Consider the following 19,384-nt stretch of genomic DNA (forward strand, 5'->3'; position numbering starts at 1 on the left):
TAAAGATGGCTGAACCACGTTTCGTGCACCTGCGGGTGCATAGCGACTACTCCATGATCGATGGGTTGGCAAAAACCGGGCCGCTGGTGAAAAAGGCGGCCGCGCTTGGCATGCCTGCACTGGCGATCACCGATTTTACTAACCTGTGCGGCCTGGTGAAGTTCTACGGAGCGGGCCATGGCGCAGGGATCAAGCCGATCGTCGGCGCGGATTTTAACGTTCAGAGCGAACTGTTCGGCGATGAACTCACCCATTTAACGGTGCTGGCGGCCAATAACACCGGCTACCAGAACCTGACGCTGCTGATCTCCAAAGCCTACCAGCGCGGCTACGGCGCGGCTGGCCCGATCATCGATCGTGACTGGCTACTTGAGCTGAAAGAGGGGCTTATTTTGCTGTCCGGCGGCCGTATGGGTGACGTCGGACGTGCCCTGTTGCGCGGTAATATGGCGCTGGTGGAGCAGTGCGTTGGTTTTTATGAAGAACATTTCCCAAACTGTTATTTCCTTGAGCTGATTCGTACCGGCCGTCAGGATGAAGAGTCGTACCTGCATGCGGCGGTGGAGCTCGCGGAAACGCGCGGTCTGCCGGTGGTGGCGACTAACGATGTACGCTTCCTCGAGCCGGGAGATTTTGACGCGCACGAAATTCGCGTCGCAATCCACGATGGTTTTACCCTTGACGATCCAAAGCGTCCGCGTAACTACTCTGCGCAGCAGTATATGCGCAGTGAAGAGGAGATGTGCGAGCTGTTCTCCGACATCCCGGAAGCGCTGGAAAACACCGTTGAGATAGCTAAACGCTGCAACGTGACGGTGCGTCTGGGTGAGTATTTCCTGCCGCAGTTCCCGACCGGCGATATGACCACCGAGGACTTCCTCGTGGCGAAGTCGAAAGAGGGGCTGGAGGAGCGTCTTGAGTTCCTGTTCCCGGATCCGGAAGAGCGCGCCAAACGCCGCCCGGAATATGACGAACGTCTCGACGTTGAACTCAAAGTTATCAACCAGATGGGGTTCCCCGGCTACTTCCTGATCGTAATGGAGTTTATCCAGTGGTCAAAAGATAACGGCGTACCGGTAGGGCCAGGACGTGGTTCCGGTGCGGGCTCGCTGGTGGCCTATGCGCTGAAAATTACCGACCTTGATCCGCTCGAACTCGACCTGCTGTTCGAACGTTTCCTTAACCCGGAACGTGTCTCGATGCCCGACTTCGACGTCGACTTCTGCATGGAGAAACGCGACCAGGTTATTGAGCACGTGGCGGAGATGTACGGACGTGATGCGGTATCGCAGATCATCACCTTCGGTACCATGGCGGCGAAAGCGGTTATCCGCGACGTAGGCCGCGTACTGGGTCACCCGTACGGCTTCGTTGACCGTATCTCCAAGCTGGTGCCGCCCGATCCGGGCATGACGCTGGCGAAAGCGTTTGAAGTTGAACCGCAGCTGCCGGAAATTTACGAGGCGGATGAAGAAGTTCGCGCGCTGATAGACATGGCGCGTAAGCTGGAAGGGGTCACCCGAAACGCCGGTAAACACGCTGGTGGCGTGGTTATCGCACCAACCAAAATTACCGATTTTGCGCCGCTGTACTGTGACGAGCAGGGCCTGCACCCGGTTACTCAGTTCGATAAGAACGATGTGGAATACGCGGGGCTCGTGAAGTTCGACTTCCTTGGCCTGCGTACGCTCACCATCATTAACTGGGCGCTGGAGATGATCAACGCCCGTCGTGAGCGTAACGGCGAGCCGCCGCTGGATATCGCGGCCATTCCGCTCGACGATAAGAAAAGCTTTGATATGCTGCAGCGCTCGGAGACCACCGCGGTCTTCCAGCTTGAATCCCGCGGCATGAAAGATCTGATTAAACGTCTGCAGCCTGACTGCTTCGAAGATATGATCGCGCTGGTGGCCCTGTTCCGTCCGGGCCCGCTGCAGTCGGGGATGGTAGATAACTTTATCGACCGTAAGCACGGGCGTGAAGAGATCTCATACCCAGACGTACAGTGGCAGCACGAATGTCTGAAACCAGTACTGGAGCCAACCTACGGCATTATCCTGTATCAGGAACAGGTTATGCAGATTGCCCAGGAGCTTTCCGGCTATACCCTCGGCGGCGCGGATATGCTGCGTCGTGCAATGGGTAAGAAAAAGCCGGAAGAGATGGCTAAGCAGCGCGGCACCTTCGAAGAAGGGGCGAAAAGTCGCGGTGTTGACGGCGAACTGGCGATGAAAATCTTCGACCTGGTAGAGAAATTCGCTGGTTACGGGTTTAACAAATCACACTCCGCTGCTTATGCTTTGGTTTCCTATCAGACGCTGTGGCTGAAAGCGCACTATCCGGCCGAGTTTATGGCGGCGGTAATGACCGCCGATATGGATAACACCGAGAAGGTGGTCGGGCTGGTGGATGAATGCTGGCGAATGGGGCTAAAAATCCTGCCGCCGGATATCAATTCCGGTTTATATCATTTCCACGTTAATCATGACGGGGAAATCGTGTATGGTATCGGCGCCATTAAAGGCGTGGGCGAAGGCCCAATCGAAGCCATTATCGAAGCGCGTAATAACGGCGGCTATTTCCGCGAGCTGTTTGACCTTTGTGCGCGCACCGATACGAAAAAGCTTAACCGCCGGGTGCTGGAAAAATTGATTATGTCCGGGGCGTTCGACCGCCTTGGCCCACACCGCGCCGCGCTGATGAATTCGCTGGGCGATGCGTTAAAAGCCGCCGACCAGCACGCGAAAGCAGAAGCTATTGGTCAGGCGGATATGTTCGGCGTGTTGGCGGAAGAGCCGGAGCAAATTGAGCAGTCGTACGCTAACTGCATGCCCTGGCCTGAACACACGGTACTGGAAGGTGAGCGGGAAACGTTAGGTTTATACTTAACGGGTCACCCGATTAACCAGTATCTTAAAGAAATTGAGCGCTATGTCGGCGGCTATCGCCTAAAAGACATGCATCCGACAGAACGTGGTAAAGTGACCACGGCTGCGGGGCTCGTGATTGCCTCAAGGGTTATGGTCACCAAGAGAGGTAATCGTATCGGTATCTGCACCCTGGATGACCGATCCGGACGGCTAGAGGTGATGTTATTCACCGAAGCCCTGGAAAAATACCAGCATCTGCTGGAAAACGACCGCATACTTATCGTCAGCGGACAGGTCAGCTTTGATGACTTCAGCGGCGGCCTTAAAATGATGGCCCGCGAAGTGATGGACATTGACGAAGCCCGGGAAAAATACGCTCGCGGGCTTGCTATCTCGCTGACGGACAGGCAAATTGATGACCAGCTTTTAAACCGACTCCGTCAGTCTCTGGAACCCCATCGTTCGGGAACCATTCCAGTACATCTCTACTATCAGAGGGCGGATGCACGTGCGCGGTTGCGTTTCGGTGCAACCTGGCGTGTCTCTCCGAGCGATCGTTTACTCAACGATCTGCGTGGCCTCATCGGTTCGGAGCAGGTGGAACTGGAGTTTGACTAATACAGGAATACTATGAGTCTGAATTTCCTTGATTTTGAACAGCCGATTGCAGAGCTGGAAGCGAAAATCGATTCTCTGACTGCGGTTAGCCGTCAGGATGAGAAACTGGATATTAATATCGACGAAGAAGTGCATCGTCTGCGTGAAAAAAGCGTAGAGCTGACGCGCAAAATCTTTGCCGATCTCGGCGCATGGCAGGTAGCCCAACTGGCGCGCCATCCGCAGCGCCCGTACACCCTGGATTATGTCCGCCTGGCGTTTGATGAATTTGACGAACTGGCGGGCGATCGCGCCTATGCTGACGATAAAGCTATCGTCGGCGGTATCGCACGTCTGGACGGTCGTCCGGTGATGATCATTGGTCATCAGAAAGGTCGCGAAACCAAAGAGAAAATCCGTCGTAACTTCGGCATGCCAGCGCCGGAAGGCTACCGTAAAGCCCTGCGTCTGATGGAGATGGCTGAGCGTTTCAATATGCCTATCATCACCTTCATCGACACCCCGGGTGCATACCCTGGCGTGGGCGCAGAAGAGCGCGGTCAGTCTGAAGCTATCGCCCGCAACCTGCGTGAGATGTCTCGCCTGAGCGTACCGGTCATCTGTACCGTTATCGGCGAAGGCGGCTCCGGCGGCGCGTTGGCTATCGGTGTGGGCGATAAAGTGAATATGCTGCAGTACAGCACCTATTCCGTTATCTCTCCGGAAGGCTGTGCTTCCATTCTGTGGAAAAGCGCGGACAAAGCGCCGCTGGCTGCTGAAGCCATGGGCATTGTCGCACCGCGTCTGAAAGAGCTGAAGCTTATCGACGCTATCGTTCCAGAACCGCTGGGCGGCGCACACCGCAACCCAGAGGTGATGGCGGCATCCCTGAAGGCGCAGCTGTTGGCTGACCTCGCGGATCTCGACGTACTGAGCAAAGAAGACCTGCTTAACCGTCGTTATCAGCGTCTGATGAGCTACGGTTACGCATAATTAACCGCAACACATTCTGTAAGAGGCCGGATAATAATCCGGCCTCTTTTTTTTGTGAGAAAAAATGAGATGGCAATGAGCCATTGTGATTGAGGGTTTGAGCCATTCATCCTTGAAATTGTTAGTACGGCCAGCGATGCGTTTCCGGCTGGTTAGACATAACACTCAAGGAGAATAGATATGGCAATGCGAAAAAAAATGGCGGTAGGCGCCGTTGCTGCAGGGATTATTTTTAGTTTATCTGGCGCACATGCTGCGTCTTTGCTGAGTAGCAGTGAGCTCTATACCATTAATGCCAGTGACCTGGCGGCAAAAGAGAAATCATTAACGGATTTCCCGTTAATGAACGCAGTTAAATCCTCCATCGCGACACTGGCAAACAGTGAAGTCGAGAAGATTGAACCCGGTCGGGCGGCCAATCCGGAAAACGTTAAACGCGTAGAAAGCATTATTTCAGAACAGGACTGGGATTTTCTGTTCCCGATGCGGGCATCGGAATACACGTACAGTAATTTTCTGAAAGCCATTGGCAAATTCCCAGCGGTATGCGGGACCTATACTGATGGGCGTGATAGTGATGCCATTTGCCGGAAATCTCTGGCGACAATGTTTGCGCACTTTGCACAGGAAACCGGTGGCCATGAAAGCTGGCGCGATATTCCAGAGTGGCGTCAGGCTTTGGTTTATCTGCGTGAAGTCGGTTGGGTTGAAGGGCAAAAAGGCGGCTACAACGGCGAATGTAATCCTGATATCTGGCAGGGACAGACCTGGCCTTGCGGCACAGATAAAGACGGCGACTACCTGAGCTACTTTGGTCGCGGTGCAAAACAGCTTTCCTATAACTATAACTATGGTCCGTTCTCGGATGCCATGTACGGTGGTGACGTTCGTCCTCTGCTGGATAAACCGGAACTGGTGGCAGACACCTGGATGAACCTGGCAAGTGCGGTATTCTTCTTCGTTTACCCACAGCCTCCAAAACCATCCATGCTGCATGTTATCGACGGCACCTGGCAGCCTAATGACCATGATAAAGCTAATGGCCTGGTTGACGGATTTGGCGTGACTATTCAGATTATCAACGGTGGCGTAGAGTGCGGCGGGGCAGAAGAGAATGCTCAGTCTCTTAACCGTATCGCTTACTACAAAGAGTTTGCCAACTATCTGAAAGTGCCGGTTGCCGACGATGAGGTCCTCGGCTGTAAGAACATGAAGCAGTTTGACGAAGGTGGCGCTGGTGCCCTGCCTATCTACTGGGAAGAAGATTGGGGATGGAGTGCGGATACACCTGACGGTAAAACCTATTCTTGTCAGCTGGTCGGTTATCAGACGCCTTTCACCGCGTTTAAAGAAGGCGACTACACGAAGTGCGTACAGAAGTATTTTAACGTTAACGTAGTAGACGATTCTGGTAAATCAGAGGACAGCACTAAACCGACTCCAACGCCTGCTGAAAATGTCGCACCTGTCGCGCATATTTCGGGGCCGGTCGGCGCCGTTGAGGCGGGTGCCCAGGTATCGTTGAGCGCAGCGGATTCTAGCGACGCTAATGGCGATAAACTGACCTATACCTGGATGTCTCAGGATGGTCAAACCGTCAGTGGTGAAGATAAGTCCGTAGTGACGTTCACGGCACCAGTGGTGACAAAAGATAGCCAGTATGTGATCAACCTGAAGGTAAGTGATGGCACACTTTCTGACACGACGGAGTATACGCTGAACGTAAAAGCGAAATCCTCTGGTGAGCAGGGTGCGGATGTAACCTATCCAGCCTGGAACAGTGCAACCACCTGGTCGGCGGGTGATATTGTGAATAACAACGGCGCACTGTATCAATGTAAGCCACTGCCAGACGGTGCCTGGTGTAACTCCAGCCCAAGCTATTATGAACCGGGCGTGGGGTTTGCATGGGGAGATGCCTGGAAGGCGCTTTAATCTAAAAAATCCTGTCAGTGCTATGCACTGGCAGGATTGTTACTATGCTTACCTCAGGTTTTTCCAGGAGGAACGCATGAATATCATTGCCATCATGGGACCGCATGGCGTCTTTTATAAAGATGAGCCCATTAAGGAACTCGAACGTGCGCTACAGCATCAGGGGTTTCAGATTATCTGGCCACAGAACAGCGCCGATCTGCTGAAGTTTATCGAACACAACCCGCGTATCAGTGGCGTGATTTTTGACTGGGACGAATACAGCGTCGATCTCTGCGGTGAGATAAATCAGCTTAATGAGTATCTGCCGCTCTACGCCTTTATCAATAACCACTCGACGATGGACGTCAGCGCGCACGACATGCGTATGGCGCTGTGGTTCTTTGAATATGCGCTGGGCCAGGCCGACGATATCGCCACGCGCATCCGCCAGTATACCGACGAATACCTCGATAACATCACGCCGCCGTTCACCAAAGCGCTGTTTACCTACGTCACGGAAGGCAAATACACTTTCTGTACGCCCGGACACATGGGCGGTACGGCTTACCAGAAAAGCCCGGTAGGCTGCCTGTTCTATGATTTCTTCGGCGCGAATACGCTGAAGGCCGACGTGTCGATTTCCGTCACCGAACTGGGCTCACTGCTGGATCACACCGGGCCGCACCTTGAGGCCGAAGAGTATATCGCCCGCACCTTTGGCGCCGAGCAGAGCTATATGGTGACCAACGGTACCTCAACCTCGAACAAAATCGTCGGCATGTACGCCGCTCCGAGCGGCAGCACGCTGCTGATTGACCGTAACTGCCATAAGTCGCTGGCGCACCTGCTGATGATGAACGACGTTGTGCCGCTGTGGTTGAAGCCGACGCGCAATGCGCTGGGGATACTTGGCGGCATTCCGAAGCGCGAGTTTACCCGCGACAGCCTGCAGCAGAAGGTGAACAGTACCGACGGCGCCGAGTGGCCGGTGCATGCGGTTATCACCAACTCCACCTACGACGGTCTGTTGTATAACACTAACTGGATCAAACAGACGCTGGACGTGCCGTCGATTCACTTCGATTCGGCCTGGGTGCCGTATACCCACTTCCATCCCATCTATCAGGGTAAAAGCGGCATGAGCGGTGAGCGGGTGCCCGGCAAGGTCTTCTTCGAAACGCAATCTACGCACAAGATGCTGGCGGCGCTGTCGCAGGCCTCGTTAATCCACATTAAGGGCGACTACGACGAAGATACCTTCAACGAAGCCTTTATGATGCACACCTCCACCTCGCCAAGCTACCCGATTGTCGCCTCAATAGAGACGGCGGCAGCCATGCTGCGCGGTAACCCCGGTAAACGCCTGATTAACCGCTCGGTGGAGCGTGCGCTGCATTTCCGCAAAGAGGTTCAGCGCCTGCGCGAAGAGTCGGACAGCTGGTTCTTTGATATCTGGCAGCCGGAAGCCATCGACGAAGCGGAGTGCTGGCCGGTTTCCCCGGGTGAAGAGTGGCACGGTTTTAGCGATGCCGATGCCGACCATATGTTCCTCGATCCGGTGAAGGTGACAATCCTTACGCCGGGAATGGATGAACAGGGCAACATGAGCGATGAGGGTATTCCGGCAGCGCTGGTGGCGAAGTACCTTGATGAACACGGCGTGGTCGTCGAAAAGACCGGGCCGTATAACCTGCTGTTCTTGTTTAGCATTGGGATCGATAAAACCCGCGCGATGGGGCTGCTGCGTGGTCTCACCGAGTTTAAGCGCGCCTACGATCTGAACCTGCGAGTGAAGAACATGCTGCCGGATCTCTACGCTGAAGATCCTGACTTCTATCGCAATATGCGTATCCAGGATCTGGCGCAGGGGATCCATCGCCTGATTCGCCAGCACGATCTTCCGCGCTTGATGCTGCGCGCCTTTGACGTGCTGCCAGAGATGAAGCTCACGCCGCATCGGGCGTGGCAGAAACAGATCAAAGGCGAGGTGGAAACGGTGGCGCTGGAAGATCTGGTCGGGCGCGTTTCGGCCAATATGATCCTGCCGTACCCGCCGGGCGTACCGCTGTTGATGCCGGGTGAGATGATTACGGAAGAGAGTCGTTCTGTGCTCGACTTCCTGCTGATGCTCTGCTCCGTTGGGCGACATTATCCGGGCTTTGAAACCGATATCCACGGTGCAAAACGCGATGAAAACGGCGTCTACCGTGTGAGAGTCCTAAAAAACCATTGAGGGGTTGCGTGATAACGACCCGCGCGGGTAACGTGCTGAGATACGGTTAACGGAGAGAAACGATGTTGGGATTAAAACAGATTCATCACATTGCCATTATTGCGACCGATTACGCTAAGAGTAAATCCTTCTACTGCGATATTCTTGGTTTTACGCTGCAAAGCGAAGTTTATCGACATGAACGCGATTCATGGAAAGGCGACCTGGCGCTAAACGGTCAATATGTGATTGAGCTGTTCTCTTTCCCGTTCCCGCCAGCGCGCCCAAGCCGCCCGGAAGCCTGTGGCCTGCGCCATTTGGCGTTCAGCGTCGATGATATCGATGCGGCGGTGGCGCACCTTGAGGCGCATGGTGTCGCTTGTGAAGCGATCCGTATCGACCCGTTTACCGATAAGCGTTTTACCTTTTTCAATGACCCAGACGGCCTGCCGCTGGAGCTATACCAGCAGTAAGGCTTGCCTGTGAGCGCCCGGCCCGGTAACGTGCCGGGCTATCTTTCTGATGACGACATCCCCATGACAATATCTTCGCTCGCGCAACGACTCTCACCGCACCGCCAGTTTCTGGTGGCATTCAGCGGTGGCCTTGATTCAACGGTACTGTTGCATCAACTGGTCTGCTGGCGTCAGCAGGAGCCATCCATTTCGTTGCGCGCGGTCCATATCCATCACGGCATTAGTCAGAACGCCGATAGCTGGGTAGCGCATTGCCAGCGGCTTTGTACACAATGGCAGGTGCCACTGGTGGTAGAACGAGTCACCCTGGCGCAAAACGGTCTGGGGCTAGAGGCGGAAGCACGAACCGCGCGCTATCAGGCTTTTCGCGAGGCGCTTATCCCGGGAGAGGTACTGCTTACGGCGCAGCATCTTGACGATCAAAGCGAAACCCTGCTGTTAGCGCTTAAACGCGGTAGTGGGCCCGCCGGACTGTCAGCTATGCCGACGTATGCGGCGTTTGGTGACACGCAGTTGATTCGTCCGCTGTTACATGAAACCCGTGCGGCGTTGCTGCACTGGGCGCAGACGCATGCGCTGACGTGGATTGAGGATGAGAGCAACCAGGACGATGCCTATGATCGTAATTTCCTGCGTCTGCGCGTCTTACCGTTACTCAACGCCCGCTGGCCCCACTTTGCCGAAGCATCGGCCAGAAGCGCGGCGCTGTGCGCTGAGCAGGAACAGTTGCTGGATGAACTGCTGGCGGATGAGCTTGCGCGACTGCGTACGGATGCCGGGACGTTGACCATCGAACCGATGATGACGATGAGCGCGCCAAAACGGGCGGCGATTTTGCGCCGCTGGCTGGCGTGGCTCGGTGCGCCGATGCCTTCGCGTGAGACGATAGCCAGGGTGTGGCAAGAGGTGGCGCTGGCGCGGGAAGACGCGACGCCTTGCCTGCGTCTGGGGAACTTCGAGGTTCGCCGCTATCAGCAGCAGCTTTGGTGGGTGAAGGCGCTGGAGAGGCAAACAGAATCGGTGCTGGAATGGGCTGACCGCACGATGCCGCTGGTACTGCCGGGGGAACTAGGTCAACTGCACTGCGCCGCTGGCGGCGATATTCGCTCGCCGCGAGCTGATGAGCTGGTTTCCGTGCGGTTTAAAGCGCCGGGGATGCTGCATATTGTCGGTCGTCACGGTGGCCGTAAGCTCAAGAAAATCTGGCAGGAGCTGGGCGTACCGCCCTGGCTACGCGACACCACGCCGCTGCTATTTTATGGTGAAACGCTCATTACGGCGGTTGGTGTCTTTGTCACGGTCGACGGGACGTGTGAAGCAGGTAAGGGTATAGCGCTGAGGTGGGATAAAACGGGCAGCGATGCCGCCCGTGATTGAATCATGATTCGCTAACGACCACGGTCCCGATTTCGGGGTGGCTGAAGCTGGTAATACGGTCGAGGCGCAGTTCGCGCAGTTCGCCCGCGCTATCAACGACCAGATATTCCACGTTTTTACGTGATAACAGATCATGAGCCTTGGCTTGCAGCACTTCGCCGTCTTTCAGCTCCAGCGACAGGACGAGGTGGTGCTGGCAGGCGAGCTCAAGATTGTCATAGTCATCACAATTGATGGGTTGATAAGTATCATTCATCGACATAATCGCTCACCAGTAAGTTTGCCGCCGCATACGCGGCTTTTTCCCTGATTGATTCGGAAATGGCATTATCCGCCGCAACATCGTTCAACACCTTCAGTACACAACCTAGCGCATCCGGGATATACCCCAAATCACCGCTCGCAATCTCTGCGTAGCGTTGACGAATCAACTCACAATAGTTGCCCACGTGCCCTCCTGTCTGCGCTTCAATAAGCCTATGAAGATAATCTCTGTTTAGCAAGGTGACTATATCATACTCATTTAAGCATTATCAGCGGGATGAGCGACGGCGGATGCAATTCAGGACAGCCTTTTGGCCCTGATTTCGCTACAATGAGCCCCATTTTTCGCAGGAGTGAAGTCATGGCGCTGAAAGCAACAATTTATAAGGCGGTGGTGAACGTCGCGGATCTCGACCGAAACCAGTTTCTGGACGCGTCGTTAACGCTGGCTCGCCATCCTTCCGAAACCCAGGAGCGCATGATGCTGCGCCTGTTGGCGTGGATTAAGTACGCGAACGAACGTCTGCAGTTTACCCGCGGCCTTTCTTCTGAGGACGAGCCGGAAGTATGGCTGCGCAACGACCATATGGGTATCGACTTGTGGATTGAACTCGGTCTGCCGGATGAACGTCGAATTAAAAAAGCCTGCAGTCTGTCTCAAGAGGTGGCGTTATTCACCTACAATAGTCGTGCGGCAGAGATTTGGTGGCAGCAAAATCAGAACAAGATGGCGGGCTTTAAGAACCTGGCGGTTTGGTATCTTGACGACGAACAGCTAGCGAAACTGAGCGCGTTTGCTGAACGCACCATGACGCTGCAGGCCACCATTCAAGAAGGGGCAATCTGGCTTTCTGACGCTCAGAATAATCTGGAAATTCACCTGACGCCATGGCAGCTGCCGGCATGATTGTTATCTCCCGGCAGGTGAGTATCCCAGACTCGGAGCTGACGATTACCGCCATTCGGGCGCAGGGGGCGGGTGGTCAGCACGTGAATAAGACCTCAACGGCGATTCACCTGCGTTTTGACATCCGAGCTTCCAGCCTGCCAGAGTATTATAAAGAGCGCCTGCTCGAAGCTAACCACCACTTAATTTCTGCCGATGGTGTGATTATTATTAAGGCGCAGGAGTACCGCAGTCAGGAAATGAACCGTGAAGCGGCGATAGCTCGCCTGGTCGCGGTTATCCAGACGCTGACCGCAGAACAAAAAAGCCGACGACCGACGCGCCCAACCCGGGCTTCGAAGGAGCGGCGGCTGACGTCGAAAGCGCAAAAGTCTTCAGTGAAAAATTTGCGCGGTAAAGTTCGCTATTAAGCCGGACGTGGATGTAATAAGAATAAGGAATTGAGGGTGAAAAAAGCGATATTAGCCATTGCGGCTACGGGGATGCTGTTTGGGCTTTTCGGGTGCAACCATTCGGAAGTGAAGACGCTTAAACCGACTCAGGCGGCTGAGTTAACGCCGATGCAGCAAAGCTGGCGTGGCGTTATCCCTTGCGCCGATTGCGAAGGTATTGAAACCTCGTTGTTCCTCGAAAAGGACGGCACCTGGGTGATGAACGAACGCTATCAGGGCGTGAGCCGTGAACCGTCGTCGTTTGGTTCCTACGGTACCTGGGCGCGTACCGCTGATAAGCTGGTGCTGACCGATAGCGAAGGCGAGAAATCTTACTACCGCGCGAAGGGCGAGAAGCTGGAGATGCTCGATCGCGAGGGTAACCCGATTGAATCAAAACTTAACTATACGCTGGAGCCGGTGAAAGCCAGCCTGCCAACCACGCCAATGGCGATGCGCGGGATGTACTTCTATATGGCGGATGCGGCAACCTTCACCGACTGCGCCACCGGACAGCGCGTGGCAGTAGCGAATAACGCGCAGCTGGAGCGTGACTACGCCGCCGCACAAGGCAGCGACAGCAAGCCGATTCTGCTGGTGGTTGACGGGCACTTTACCGTTGAGCCGAACCCGGATACCGGCGCGATGGTGAAAACGCTGGCAACCGATAAAAACGCGAAGTTTGTCGCGGGTAAAGGCTGTGCAAATTAACGCTATCTAAAAAAGTTCCTGCTCGCTGTGCACGAGGGGCAGGGTAAAAGAAAACCGCACCTGTAAAGGTGCGGTATGTGTGGCGGGCTATGACATTTTGCGGTTTTGCGTCTCTTGCTCAGCGGCTTCAATCTCACGATACCAGCGCGGATGATGTTTCTTCGCCCAGCGTCGGCTGACCTTGCCGGCAATCATGCCTTCGATGGATCCTTTTACCCAGAAGGCCATATACATATGTATCAGAATGGCGTGGATCAGCACGATGGCGGCAGTCGCATGGATAAGCAGGCTCCAGCGCACTACGGTAATCGGAAAATAGTGCGCGAAATAAGGCCGCCACATAATCACGCCTGTGACTAATAACACAAAGATCAGGCTCATGATGCTCCAGAACATCATTTTCTGCCCGGCGTTATATTTGCCAACATCCGCGACTTTATGTTCATTCCCCTTCAATACCTCAACGATACCCTTAATCCAGGGAAGATCCTGTTTATCGGGAATATTGTGGTGTACAAAACGAACAAACATAAACATCAATACGACAAAGATCATCACCCCAAAGAACGGATGGAGAATCCGTCCCATCTGAGGTGTACCAAAGGTTTCGGTAAGCCATTGCAGCGTCGGGAAGAAAAGCGCAATACCGGAAAGCGACACCAGGAAGAAACTGATCACGACCGTCCAGTGACAGGCACGATCGATGAACCGGGTGCGCAAAATCATTTTGCTTTTACTCATGATCATTCTCCTCCTCATCATCATCCGTCTCTTTGTTTGGTCCAATGCCCACGTAGTGGTAAATAAGCCCGGCAAAGGTGACGATAAATCCGGCGGCGGAGAGTGGTTTGAGGATCCCTTTCCACAGGTTCACCGGCGCGGCGATTTTTGGATTGTCCGGCAGGTTGTGGTACAGCGACGGCTGGTCTGCATGATGGAGTACGTACATGACGTGAGTGCCGCCAACCCCCTGCGGGTTGTAAACGCCCGCGTGGGCGTAACCACGTTTTTTAAGCTGCATTACGCGAGCCTCTGCCGCATTCAGCATCTCTTTTTTCGTGCCAAACTGAATAGCTCCGGTCGGACAGGTTTTTACACAGGCTGGTTCCTGGCCCACGCTGACCCTATCAACGCAAAGCGTGCACTTGTAGACACGGTTATCCTCAGGATTCAGCCGTGGGATATTGAATGGACATCCCGCAATACAGTAGCCGCAGCCAATACAGTGCTCAGACTGGAAATCGACAATACCGTTGGCGTATTGAATAATCGCTCCGGCAGATGGGCAAGCTTTCAGGCAGCCGGGGTCAGCGCAGTGCATGCAGCCATCTTTGCGGATAAGCCATTCCAGTTTGTCATTCTGGGTGGTTTCACTAAAGCGCATTACCGTCCAGGCCTTGGCGCTGAGATCGGTCGGATTGTCGTAGACACCGTTGCAGTAGCCCACTTCATCGCGCATGTCGTTCCACTCTGAACAGGCAACCTGACAGCCTTTACAGCCAATACAGGTCGAGACATCAATCAGTTTTGCTACTTCAGCACGGTAATCCCTGGCCTGAGGCGGCGGCGTAATGCTGTTGGTTGCCGAGCGTTTGATAATATCTTGTGATTGCATAGACATGATTTCCCTTCCTTACGCTCGCTCGATATTGACCAGAAACGCTTTATATTCCGGCGTTTGCGAGTTGGCATCACCTACCGATGGGGTCAACGTGTTGGCGAGGAAACCCTTACGGGTGGCACCTTCGAATCCCCAATGGCAAGGAATACCGATGGTATCTACCGCTCTGCCGTCTATCGTCAGCGTTTGCAGGCGTTTGGTGACGACTGCTTTTGCTTTGATATAACCGCGCTTCGACATCACTTTGACCGTGTCACCTGCCGCAATACCTTTTTGACTCGCCAGCGCTTCACCGATTTCGATGAATTGGTCAGGCTGGGCGATGGCATTCAGCAACGCGTGCTTCGTCCAGTGGCGGAATAATTCGGTAATGGAATACGTGGTGGCAACATAGGGGAAGGCATCTGCTTTGCCCATATTGGCGATATCATCATGATAGATACGCGCCACCGGACTGGAGATCACATCCGGGTGAAGGGGGTTGGTACCAATGGGTGATTCAATCGGTTCGTAGTGTTCCGGGAACGGCCCGTCATTCATTTTGTCAATCGAGAACAGGCGTGCGACACCTTCCTGGTTCATGATAAATGGCCCGACGTTGCTGCCCGGCGCGGCCTGGCTGTAATCGGCCACGTCCATGCCTGCCCATTTTTTACCATCCCAATGCAGCAGTGCGCGTTTAGCGTCCCACGGTTTACCTGACGGGTCTGCGGAGGCGCGATTGTAGAGAATGCGGCGATTCGCTGGCCATGACCACGCCCAGCCCGGTGTACAACCCAGTCCATACGGGTCGCTGTTGTCGCGGTTGGCCATTTGGTTGCCTTGTTCCGTCCAACTGCCGCAGTACACCCAACAGAAACTGCTGGTTGAGCCGTCATCGCGAAGCTGCGCAAAGCTGCTGAGCTGTTGACCTTTTTTGGCGATAAGTTGACCTTTATCGTCATAAAGATCTGCCAGCGCCATGCCGTTACCTTCACGGGCAATTTCTTCCGGGTGTGGATCGTACGGATCTTTATAGTCCCAGCGCATATTCAGCAGCGGTTCGGGATTGGCACCACCTTCCTGCTGATAAAGCTCACGCAACCGCATATACAATCGACCGAGAATTTTCGCGTCGTGCAGCGCTTCACCCGGCGGCTCTGCCGCTGCCCAGTGCCACTGTAACCAGCGACCAGAGTTGGCGATAGAACCATCTTCTTCAGCAAAACATGAGGACGGCAGGCGGAAGACTTCAGTCTGGATCGCTTCCGGCTTCACATCATTCATCTCGCCGTGGTGCTGCCAGAAGTTGGAGGACTCGGTCGCCAGCGGATCGATAACCACCATATACTTGAGTTTGGCGAGGGCGCGGGATGATTTGTTTTTATCCGGGAACGCCGCCAGCGGGTTGAAGCCCTGTACGATGTAACCGTTAATCTTACCTTCCAGCATCAGCTCAGCATGGGTCATTACGTCGTACAGACGATCCCATTTTGGCAGCCAGTCGTAGCCCCAGTTATTCTCCGTCGTGGCATGGTCACCCCAGAAACTTTTCATCATACTGACAAAGAACTTGGGCGTGTTTTGCCAGTAGTTGACTTCATTCACTCCCAGCGCTGGTGGGGTAATTTGAGTGATATAGGTCTGGTAGTCCGGCTGTTTCTCCGATGGCAATGGCATATAACCCGGCAGATTCGTCGACAGCAGGCCAAGGTCCGTATACCCCTGAATGTTCGAGTGGCCGCGTAGAGCATTAACGCCACCGCCTGCCATGCCGATATTGCCTAAAAGTAGCTGTAGCATGGCGGCGGCGCGGATGATCTGCGCTCCGGCAGAGTGGTGCGTCCAGCCCAATGCGTACAGGATTGTTGCCGTACGGTCCGGTACGCTGGTGCTGGCGAGAATGTCACAGATACGCGTGAAATCCGCCACGGATGTCCCACACAGACGGTTGACCATCTCCGGGGTATAGCGTTCGACGTGGTTTTTGAGCAAATTCCACACGCAGCGCGGGTGACTTAGCGTCTCATCCCGAAGGGCGTGGCCCTGTTCGTCAAGCTGATAAAACCAGCTTGTCTTATCGTACTGACGTTTTTTGTCGTCATAGCCACTGAACAAGCCGTCGTCGAACTGATAATCATCACGGATAATCAGGCTGGCGTTAGTGTAGTGACGTACGTATTCGTGCTGTACGCGGTTGTTTTCCAGCAGGTAGCGGATTACCCCAAGCAGGAATGCAGTGTCGGAACCGGCGCGAATAGGCGCATACAGATCGGCGACGGCGGCGCTACGGTTGAAGCGCGGGTCGACCACGACCACGGTAGCATCGTTTTTGGTTTGCGCTTCAATGACCCATTTAAAACCGACTGGATGCGCTTCCGCCGCGTTACCGCCCATAATGAGCACCACGTTGGCGTTTTTAATATCCACCCAGTTGTTGGTCATCGCACCGCGCCCAAAGGTCGGCGCCAGCGCTGACACGGTTGGCCCGTGACACAGGCGTGCCTGGCAGTCGATAGCCACCATCCCGAGGCTACGGGTGAATTTACCGTCCAGAATCCCGGTTTCATTACTCGCTGCCGAGGAGCACAGCATACCGGTCGTCGTCCAGCGGTTGACGGTCAAGCCCTGGGCATTTTTCTCAATAAAGTTAGCGTCACGGTCATCTTTCATTAATCGCGCAATACGATTAATAGCCTCATCCCAGCTGATACGCTGCCATTTATCTGACCCCGGCGCGCGGTATTCGGGATACTGCAGGCGTGTTTCGCTATGAATGTAATCCAGCACGCCTGCGCCTTTCGGGCATAACGATCCGCGGCTTACCGGATGATCGGGATCGCCTTCAATGTGATAGATGCTTTCTTTAACGTTTTTGGCTGAGTCGCCAAGGCTGTACATCAACATGCCGCAGCCAACTGAGCAGTAAGTACAGTTATTACGCGTCTCTTTGGCTTTTAAGAGTTTGTATTGACGGGTTTCCGCGTGAACGGAAAAAGATGATAAAAATCCGAGAGATGCAACAGTGGTTCCTGCCATACCGCCCGCGCAGATTCGAAAGAACTGCCTCCGGCTGAGCTCCATGTATCCTCCAGCTTAAACTTAAGACATGAAAAGGGATGAAGATTATAAGGTTAATTCCTGCAGGAGACCATTACTCATGTAGGGTTATTGATGGGACGCAATATTCAGAATGCTATTCATGTTGGAAAAATTGATCGCGGAAGCTTTCTGTACAAACCAAGGCGATATTCCAACGTCAGTACATGGAGGACTCAGTACCGACACGCTTAATAGAGGCGTGTTGCAGAACGCCATGGTGTGCGTAGTCGTTCTGGAGGATGGGGATAATAAAAAGCCTCGCGGGATGCGAGGCTTTTTTGCGGTCAGAGAGCGTTATTAACCTTTAATAGCGCTGACCAGATAATTCACGATGTCGCCGGTTTTAATCAGCTGCTTCTCGCCGTTACGACGGTATTTGTATTCGATATCGTCGTTGTCGAGGTTACGGTCGCCCAGCACGATGGTGTGAGGAATACCGATAAGCTCCATATCTGCGAACATCACGCCTGGACGCTCTTTACGGTCGTCCATCAGCACTTCGATGCCCTGTGCGCGCAGTTCAGCGTACAGCTTCTCAGCCAGCTCCTGAACGCGGTAGGATTTGTGCATGTTCATTGGCAGAATAGCAACCTGGAACGGCGCAATGGCGTCTGGCCATACGATACCGCGGTCGTCAAAGTTCTGTTCAATGGCTGCCGCAACTACGCGAGTTACACCAATACCGTAGCAGCCCATGGTCAGGGTCTGGTTACGACCATCTTCGCCCTGAACAGACGCTTTCATCGCTTCGGAGTACTTGGTACCCAGCTGGAAGATGTGGCCCACTTCGATACCGCGTTTAATCAGCAGCGTGCCTTTGCCGTCTGGGCTCGGGTCGCCAGCGACAACGTTACGAATGTCAGCCACTTCTGGCGTCGCCACGTCGCGATCCCAGTTGATGCCGAAGTAGTGCTTACCGTCGATGTTAGCACCGGCCGCGAAATCGCTCATCACAGCGACGGTACGGTCGATAATCACCGGAATTGGCATATTAACTGGGCCGAGTGAGCCTGGACCGGCTTTCACCAGCGCACGAATTTCATCTTCTGTGGCGAAGGTCAGCGGGCTCGCAACCTGCGGCAGTTTTTCTGCTTTGACTTCGTTCAGCTCGTGATCGCCGCGAACCAGCAGGGCAACCAGCGGAGACTTGCTGCCTTCTACCGCTTTCACCAGCAGGGTTTTCACGGTTTTCTCGATTGGCAGGTTGAACTGCTCAACCAGCTCGGCGATGGTTTTCGCGTTCGGTGTATCAACCAGCGTCATTTCCTGCGTTGCTGCTGCACGTGGTTCTTTTGGTGCCACGGCTTCAGCGAACTCGATGTTTGCCGCGAAGTCGGAAGAGTCAGAGAAGATCACATCGTCTTCGCCGCTCTGCGCCAGCACCTGGAATTCGTGGGAAGCGCTACCGCCGATAGAACCGGTGTCAGCCTGTACTGCGCGGAAATCCAGACCCATACGGCTGAAGATTTTGCTGTAGGCCGCGTACATTGCATCGTAGGTTTCCTGCAGGGATTCCTGAGAGGTATGGAAAGAGTAGGCGTCTTTCATCAGGAATTCGCGGGAACGCATCACGCCAAAACGTGGGCGTACTTCGTCACGGAATTTGGTCTGGATCTGATAGAAGTTCAGCGGCAGCTGTTTGTATGAGCTCAGCTCGTTACGAATCAGGTCGGTGATGACTTCTTCGTGGGTTGGACCCAGTACGAATGAACGATCGCCACGGTCTGCAATACGCAGAAGTTCCGGGCCGTACTGTTCCCAACGGCCGCTCTCTTCCCACAGTTCAGAAGGCTGAACTACCGGCATTAACACCTCGATAGCACCGGCGTTGTTCATCTCTTCACGCACGATGTTTTCGACTTTTTTCAGGACGCGCACGCCGGTCGGCAGCCAGGTGTATAACCCGGAGGCCAGCTTGCGGATCATC

General features: G+C 54.3%; 15 protein-coding genes. 9 read left to right on the forward strand and 6 right to left on the reverse strand.

Annotated features, from left to right (window positions below):
• The first annotated feature begins 5 nt into the window (after window positions 1-5).
• The 6 genes from dnaE to tilS all read left to right on the forward strand — a co-directional run bounded on the left by dnaE (window position 6) and on the right by tilS (window position 10,442).
• A complete protein-coding gene (gene dnaE, locus RDN66_RS23695; protein ID WP_035891973.1) occupies window positions 6-3,488 on the forward strand; it encodes a DNA polymerase III subunit alpha in 3,483 nt (1,160 codons plus the stop codon).
• A 12-nt stretch (window positions 3,489-3,500) separates the two neighbouring features.
• The gene (accA, locus tag RDN66_RS23700) at window positions 3,501-4,460 is read left to right on the forward strand and encodes an acetyl-CoA carboxylase carboxyl transferase subunit alpha (RefSeq protein ID WP_202216440.1); all 960 of its coding nucleotides are present in this window, start codon (window positions 3,501-3,503) and stop codon (window positions 4,458-4,460) included.
• Between the two features lie 180 nt (window positions 4,461-4,640).
• Window positions 4,641-6,395 carry a glycoside hydrolase family 19 protein gene (locus RDN66_RS23705; protein ID WP_308538225.1) on the forward strand — a complete coding sequence of 585 codons (1,755 nt, stop codon included), beginning with the start codon at window positions 4,641-4,643 and terminating at the stop codon, window positions 6,393-6,395.
• A 76-nt stretch (window positions 6,396-6,471) separates the two neighbouring features.
• On the forward strand, window positions 6,472-8,610 hold the full coding sequence (gene ldcC, locus RDN66_RS23710; protein ID WP_035891976.1) for a lysine decarboxylase LdcC: 2,139 nt from the start codon (window positions 6,472-6,474) through the stop codon (window positions 8,608-8,610).
• A 62-nt stretch (window positions 8,611-8,672) separates the two neighbouring features.
• Window positions 8,673-9,062 carry a VOC family protein gene (locus tag RDN66_RS23715; protein WP_123650812.1) on the forward strand — a complete coding sequence of 130 codons (390 nt, stop codon included), beginning with the start codon at window positions 8,673-8,675 and terminating at the stop codon, window positions 9,060-9,062.
• Window positions 9,063-9,125: 63 nt separating this feature from the next.
• The gene (gene tilS, locus RDN66_RS23720; RefSeq protein ID WP_202218162.1) at window positions 9,126-10,442 is read left to right on the forward strand and encodes a tRNA lysidine(34) synthetase TilS; all 1,317 of its coding nucleotides are present in this window, start codon (window positions 9,126-9,128) and stop codon (window positions 10,440-10,442) included.
• Window position 10,443: 1 nt separating this feature from the next.
• On the opposite strand, the gene rof is transcribed toward tilS, so the two are convergent.
• A complete protein-coding gene (gene rof / locus RDN66_RS23725; RefSeq protein WP_035891978.1) occupies window positions 10,444-10,704 on the reverse strand; it encodes a Rho-binding antiterminator in 261 nt (86 codons plus the stop codon).
• A complete protein-coding gene (locus RDN66_RS23730; RefSeq protein WP_035891979.1) occupies window positions 10,691-10,891 on the reverse strand; it encodes a YaeP family protein in 201 nt (66 codons plus the stop codon). The genes rof and RDN66_RS23730 overlap by 14 nt, the downstream gene beginning before the upstream one ends.
• A gap of 176 nt (window positions 10,892-11,067) precedes the next feature.
• Between RDN66_RS23730 and RDN66_RS23735 the strand changes: the two genes are divergently transcribed.
• From RDN66_RS23735 to nlpE, 3 genes are read left to right on the forward strand one after another with little or no spacing between them, the layout of a single operon-like run.
• Complete coding sequence (locus RDN66_RS23735; protein WP_202216437.1) at window positions 11,068-11,613, forward strand: YaeQ family protein; 546 nt, start codon at window positions 11,068-11,070, stop codon at window positions 11,611-11,613.
• Window positions 11,610-12,023, forward strand: coding sequence for an alternative ribosome rescue aminoacyl-tRNA hydrolase ArfB (arfB, locus tag RDN66_RS23740; protein ID WP_035891981.1), 414 nt, complete (start codon window positions 11,610-11,612; stop codon window positions 12,021-12,023). Before RDN66_RS23735 ends, arfB begins: the two co-directional genes overlap by 4 nt.
• A gap of 36 nt (window positions 12,024-12,059) precedes the next feature.
• A complete protein-coding gene (gene nlpE / locus RDN66_RS23745; protein ID WP_123650813.1) occupies window positions 12,060-12,755 on the forward strand; it encodes an envelope stress response activation lipoprotein NlpE in 696 nt (231 codons plus the stop codon).
• Between the two features lie 87 nt (window positions 12,756-12,842).
• Here nlpE and fdnI read toward each other — a convergent pair whose 3' ends face one another.
• The 4 genes from fdnI to proS form a co-directional block, all read right to left on the reverse strand.
• Window positions 12,843-13,496, reverse strand: coding sequence for a formate dehydrogenase-N subunit gamma (fdnI, locus tag RDN66_RS23750; RefSeq protein ID WP_202216436.1), 654 nt, complete (start codon window positions 13,494-13,496; stop codon window positions 12,843-12,845).
• Window positions 13,489-14,376: a formate dehydrogenase subunit beta gene (gene fdxH / locus RDN66_RS23755; protein WP_202216435.1), complete on the reverse strand. Its 888-nt coding sequence runs from the start codon at window positions 14,374-14,376 to the stop codon at window positions 13,489-13,491. Before fdxH ends, fdnI begins: the two co-directional genes overlap by 8 nt.
• Window positions 14,377-14,388: 12 nt before the next feature.
• Window positions 14,389-17,439: a formate dehydrogenase-N subunit alpha gene (fdnG, locus tag RDN66_RS23760; protein ID WP_308538226.1), complete on the reverse strand. Its 3,051-nt coding sequence runs from the start codon at window positions 17,437-17,439 to the stop codon at window positions 14,389-14,391.
• 315 nt (window positions 17,440-17,754) lie between these two features.
• Window positions 17,755-19,384, reverse strand: a 1,630-nt coding sequence (proS, locus tag RDN66_RS23765) for a proline--tRNA ligase (RefSeq protein ID WP_308538227.1), incomplete at its 5' end; no start/stop codon positions are given.

It is taken from the genome of uncultured Kluyvera sp. (assembly GCF_902485085.1).
GTDB classification, from domain to species: domain Bacteria; phylum Pseudomonadota; class Gammaproteobacteria; order Enterobacterales; family Enterobacteriaceae; genus Kluyvera; species Kluyvera ascorbata.

What these genes read in the sequence shown, in the direction of transcription:
- fdnI (WP_202216436.1), bottom strand. Translation starts at nt 13,496, where the DNA reads ATGAGTAAAAGCAAAATGATTTTGCGCACCCGGTTCATCGATCGTGCC.
- ldcC (WP_035891976.1), top strand. Translation starts at nt 6,472, where the DNA reads ATGAATATCATTGCCATCATGGGACCGCATGGCGTCTTTTATAAAGAT.
- accA (WP_202216440.1), top strand. Translation starts at nt 3,501, where the DNA reads ATGAGTCTGAATTTCCTTGATTTTGAACAGCCGATTGCAGAGCTGGAA.
- arfB (WP_035891981.1), top strand. Translation starts at nt 11,610, where the DNA reads ATGATTGTTATCTCCCGGCAGGTGAGTATCCCAGACTCGGAGCTGACG.
- rof (WP_035891978.1), bottom strand. Translation starts at nt 10,704, where the DNA reads ATGTCGATGAATGATACTTATCAACCCATCAATTGTGATGACTATGAC.
- RDN66_RS23715 (WP_123650812.1), top strand. Translation starts at nt 8,673, where the DNA reads ATGTTGGGATTAAAACAGATTCATCACATTGCCATTATTGCGACCGAT.
- fdnG (WP_308538226.1), bottom strand. Translation starts at nt 17,439, where the DNA reads ATGGAGCTCAGCCGGAGGCAGTTCTTTCGAATCTGCGCGGGCGGTATG.
- tilS (WP_202218162.1), top strand. Translation starts at nt 9,126, where the DNA reads ATGACAATATCTTCGCTCGCGCAACGACTCTCACCGCACCGCCAGTTT.
- fdxH (WP_202216435.1), bottom strand. Translation starts at nt 14,376, where the DNA reads ATGTCTATGCAATCACAAGATATTATCAAACGCTCGGCAACCAACAGC.
- dnaE (WP_035891973.1), top strand. Translation starts at nt 6, where the DNA reads ATGGCTGAACCACGTTTCGTGCACCTGCGGGTGCATAGCGACTACTCC.
- RDN66_RS23705 (WP_308538225.1), top strand. Translation starts at nt 4,641, where the DNA reads ATGGCAATGCGAAAAAAAATGGCGGTAGGCGCCGTTGCTGCAGGGATT.
- RDN66_RS23735 (WP_202216437.1), top strand. Translation starts at nt 11,068, where the DNA reads ATGGCGCTGAAAGCAACAATTTATAAGGCGGTGGTGAACGTCGCGGAT.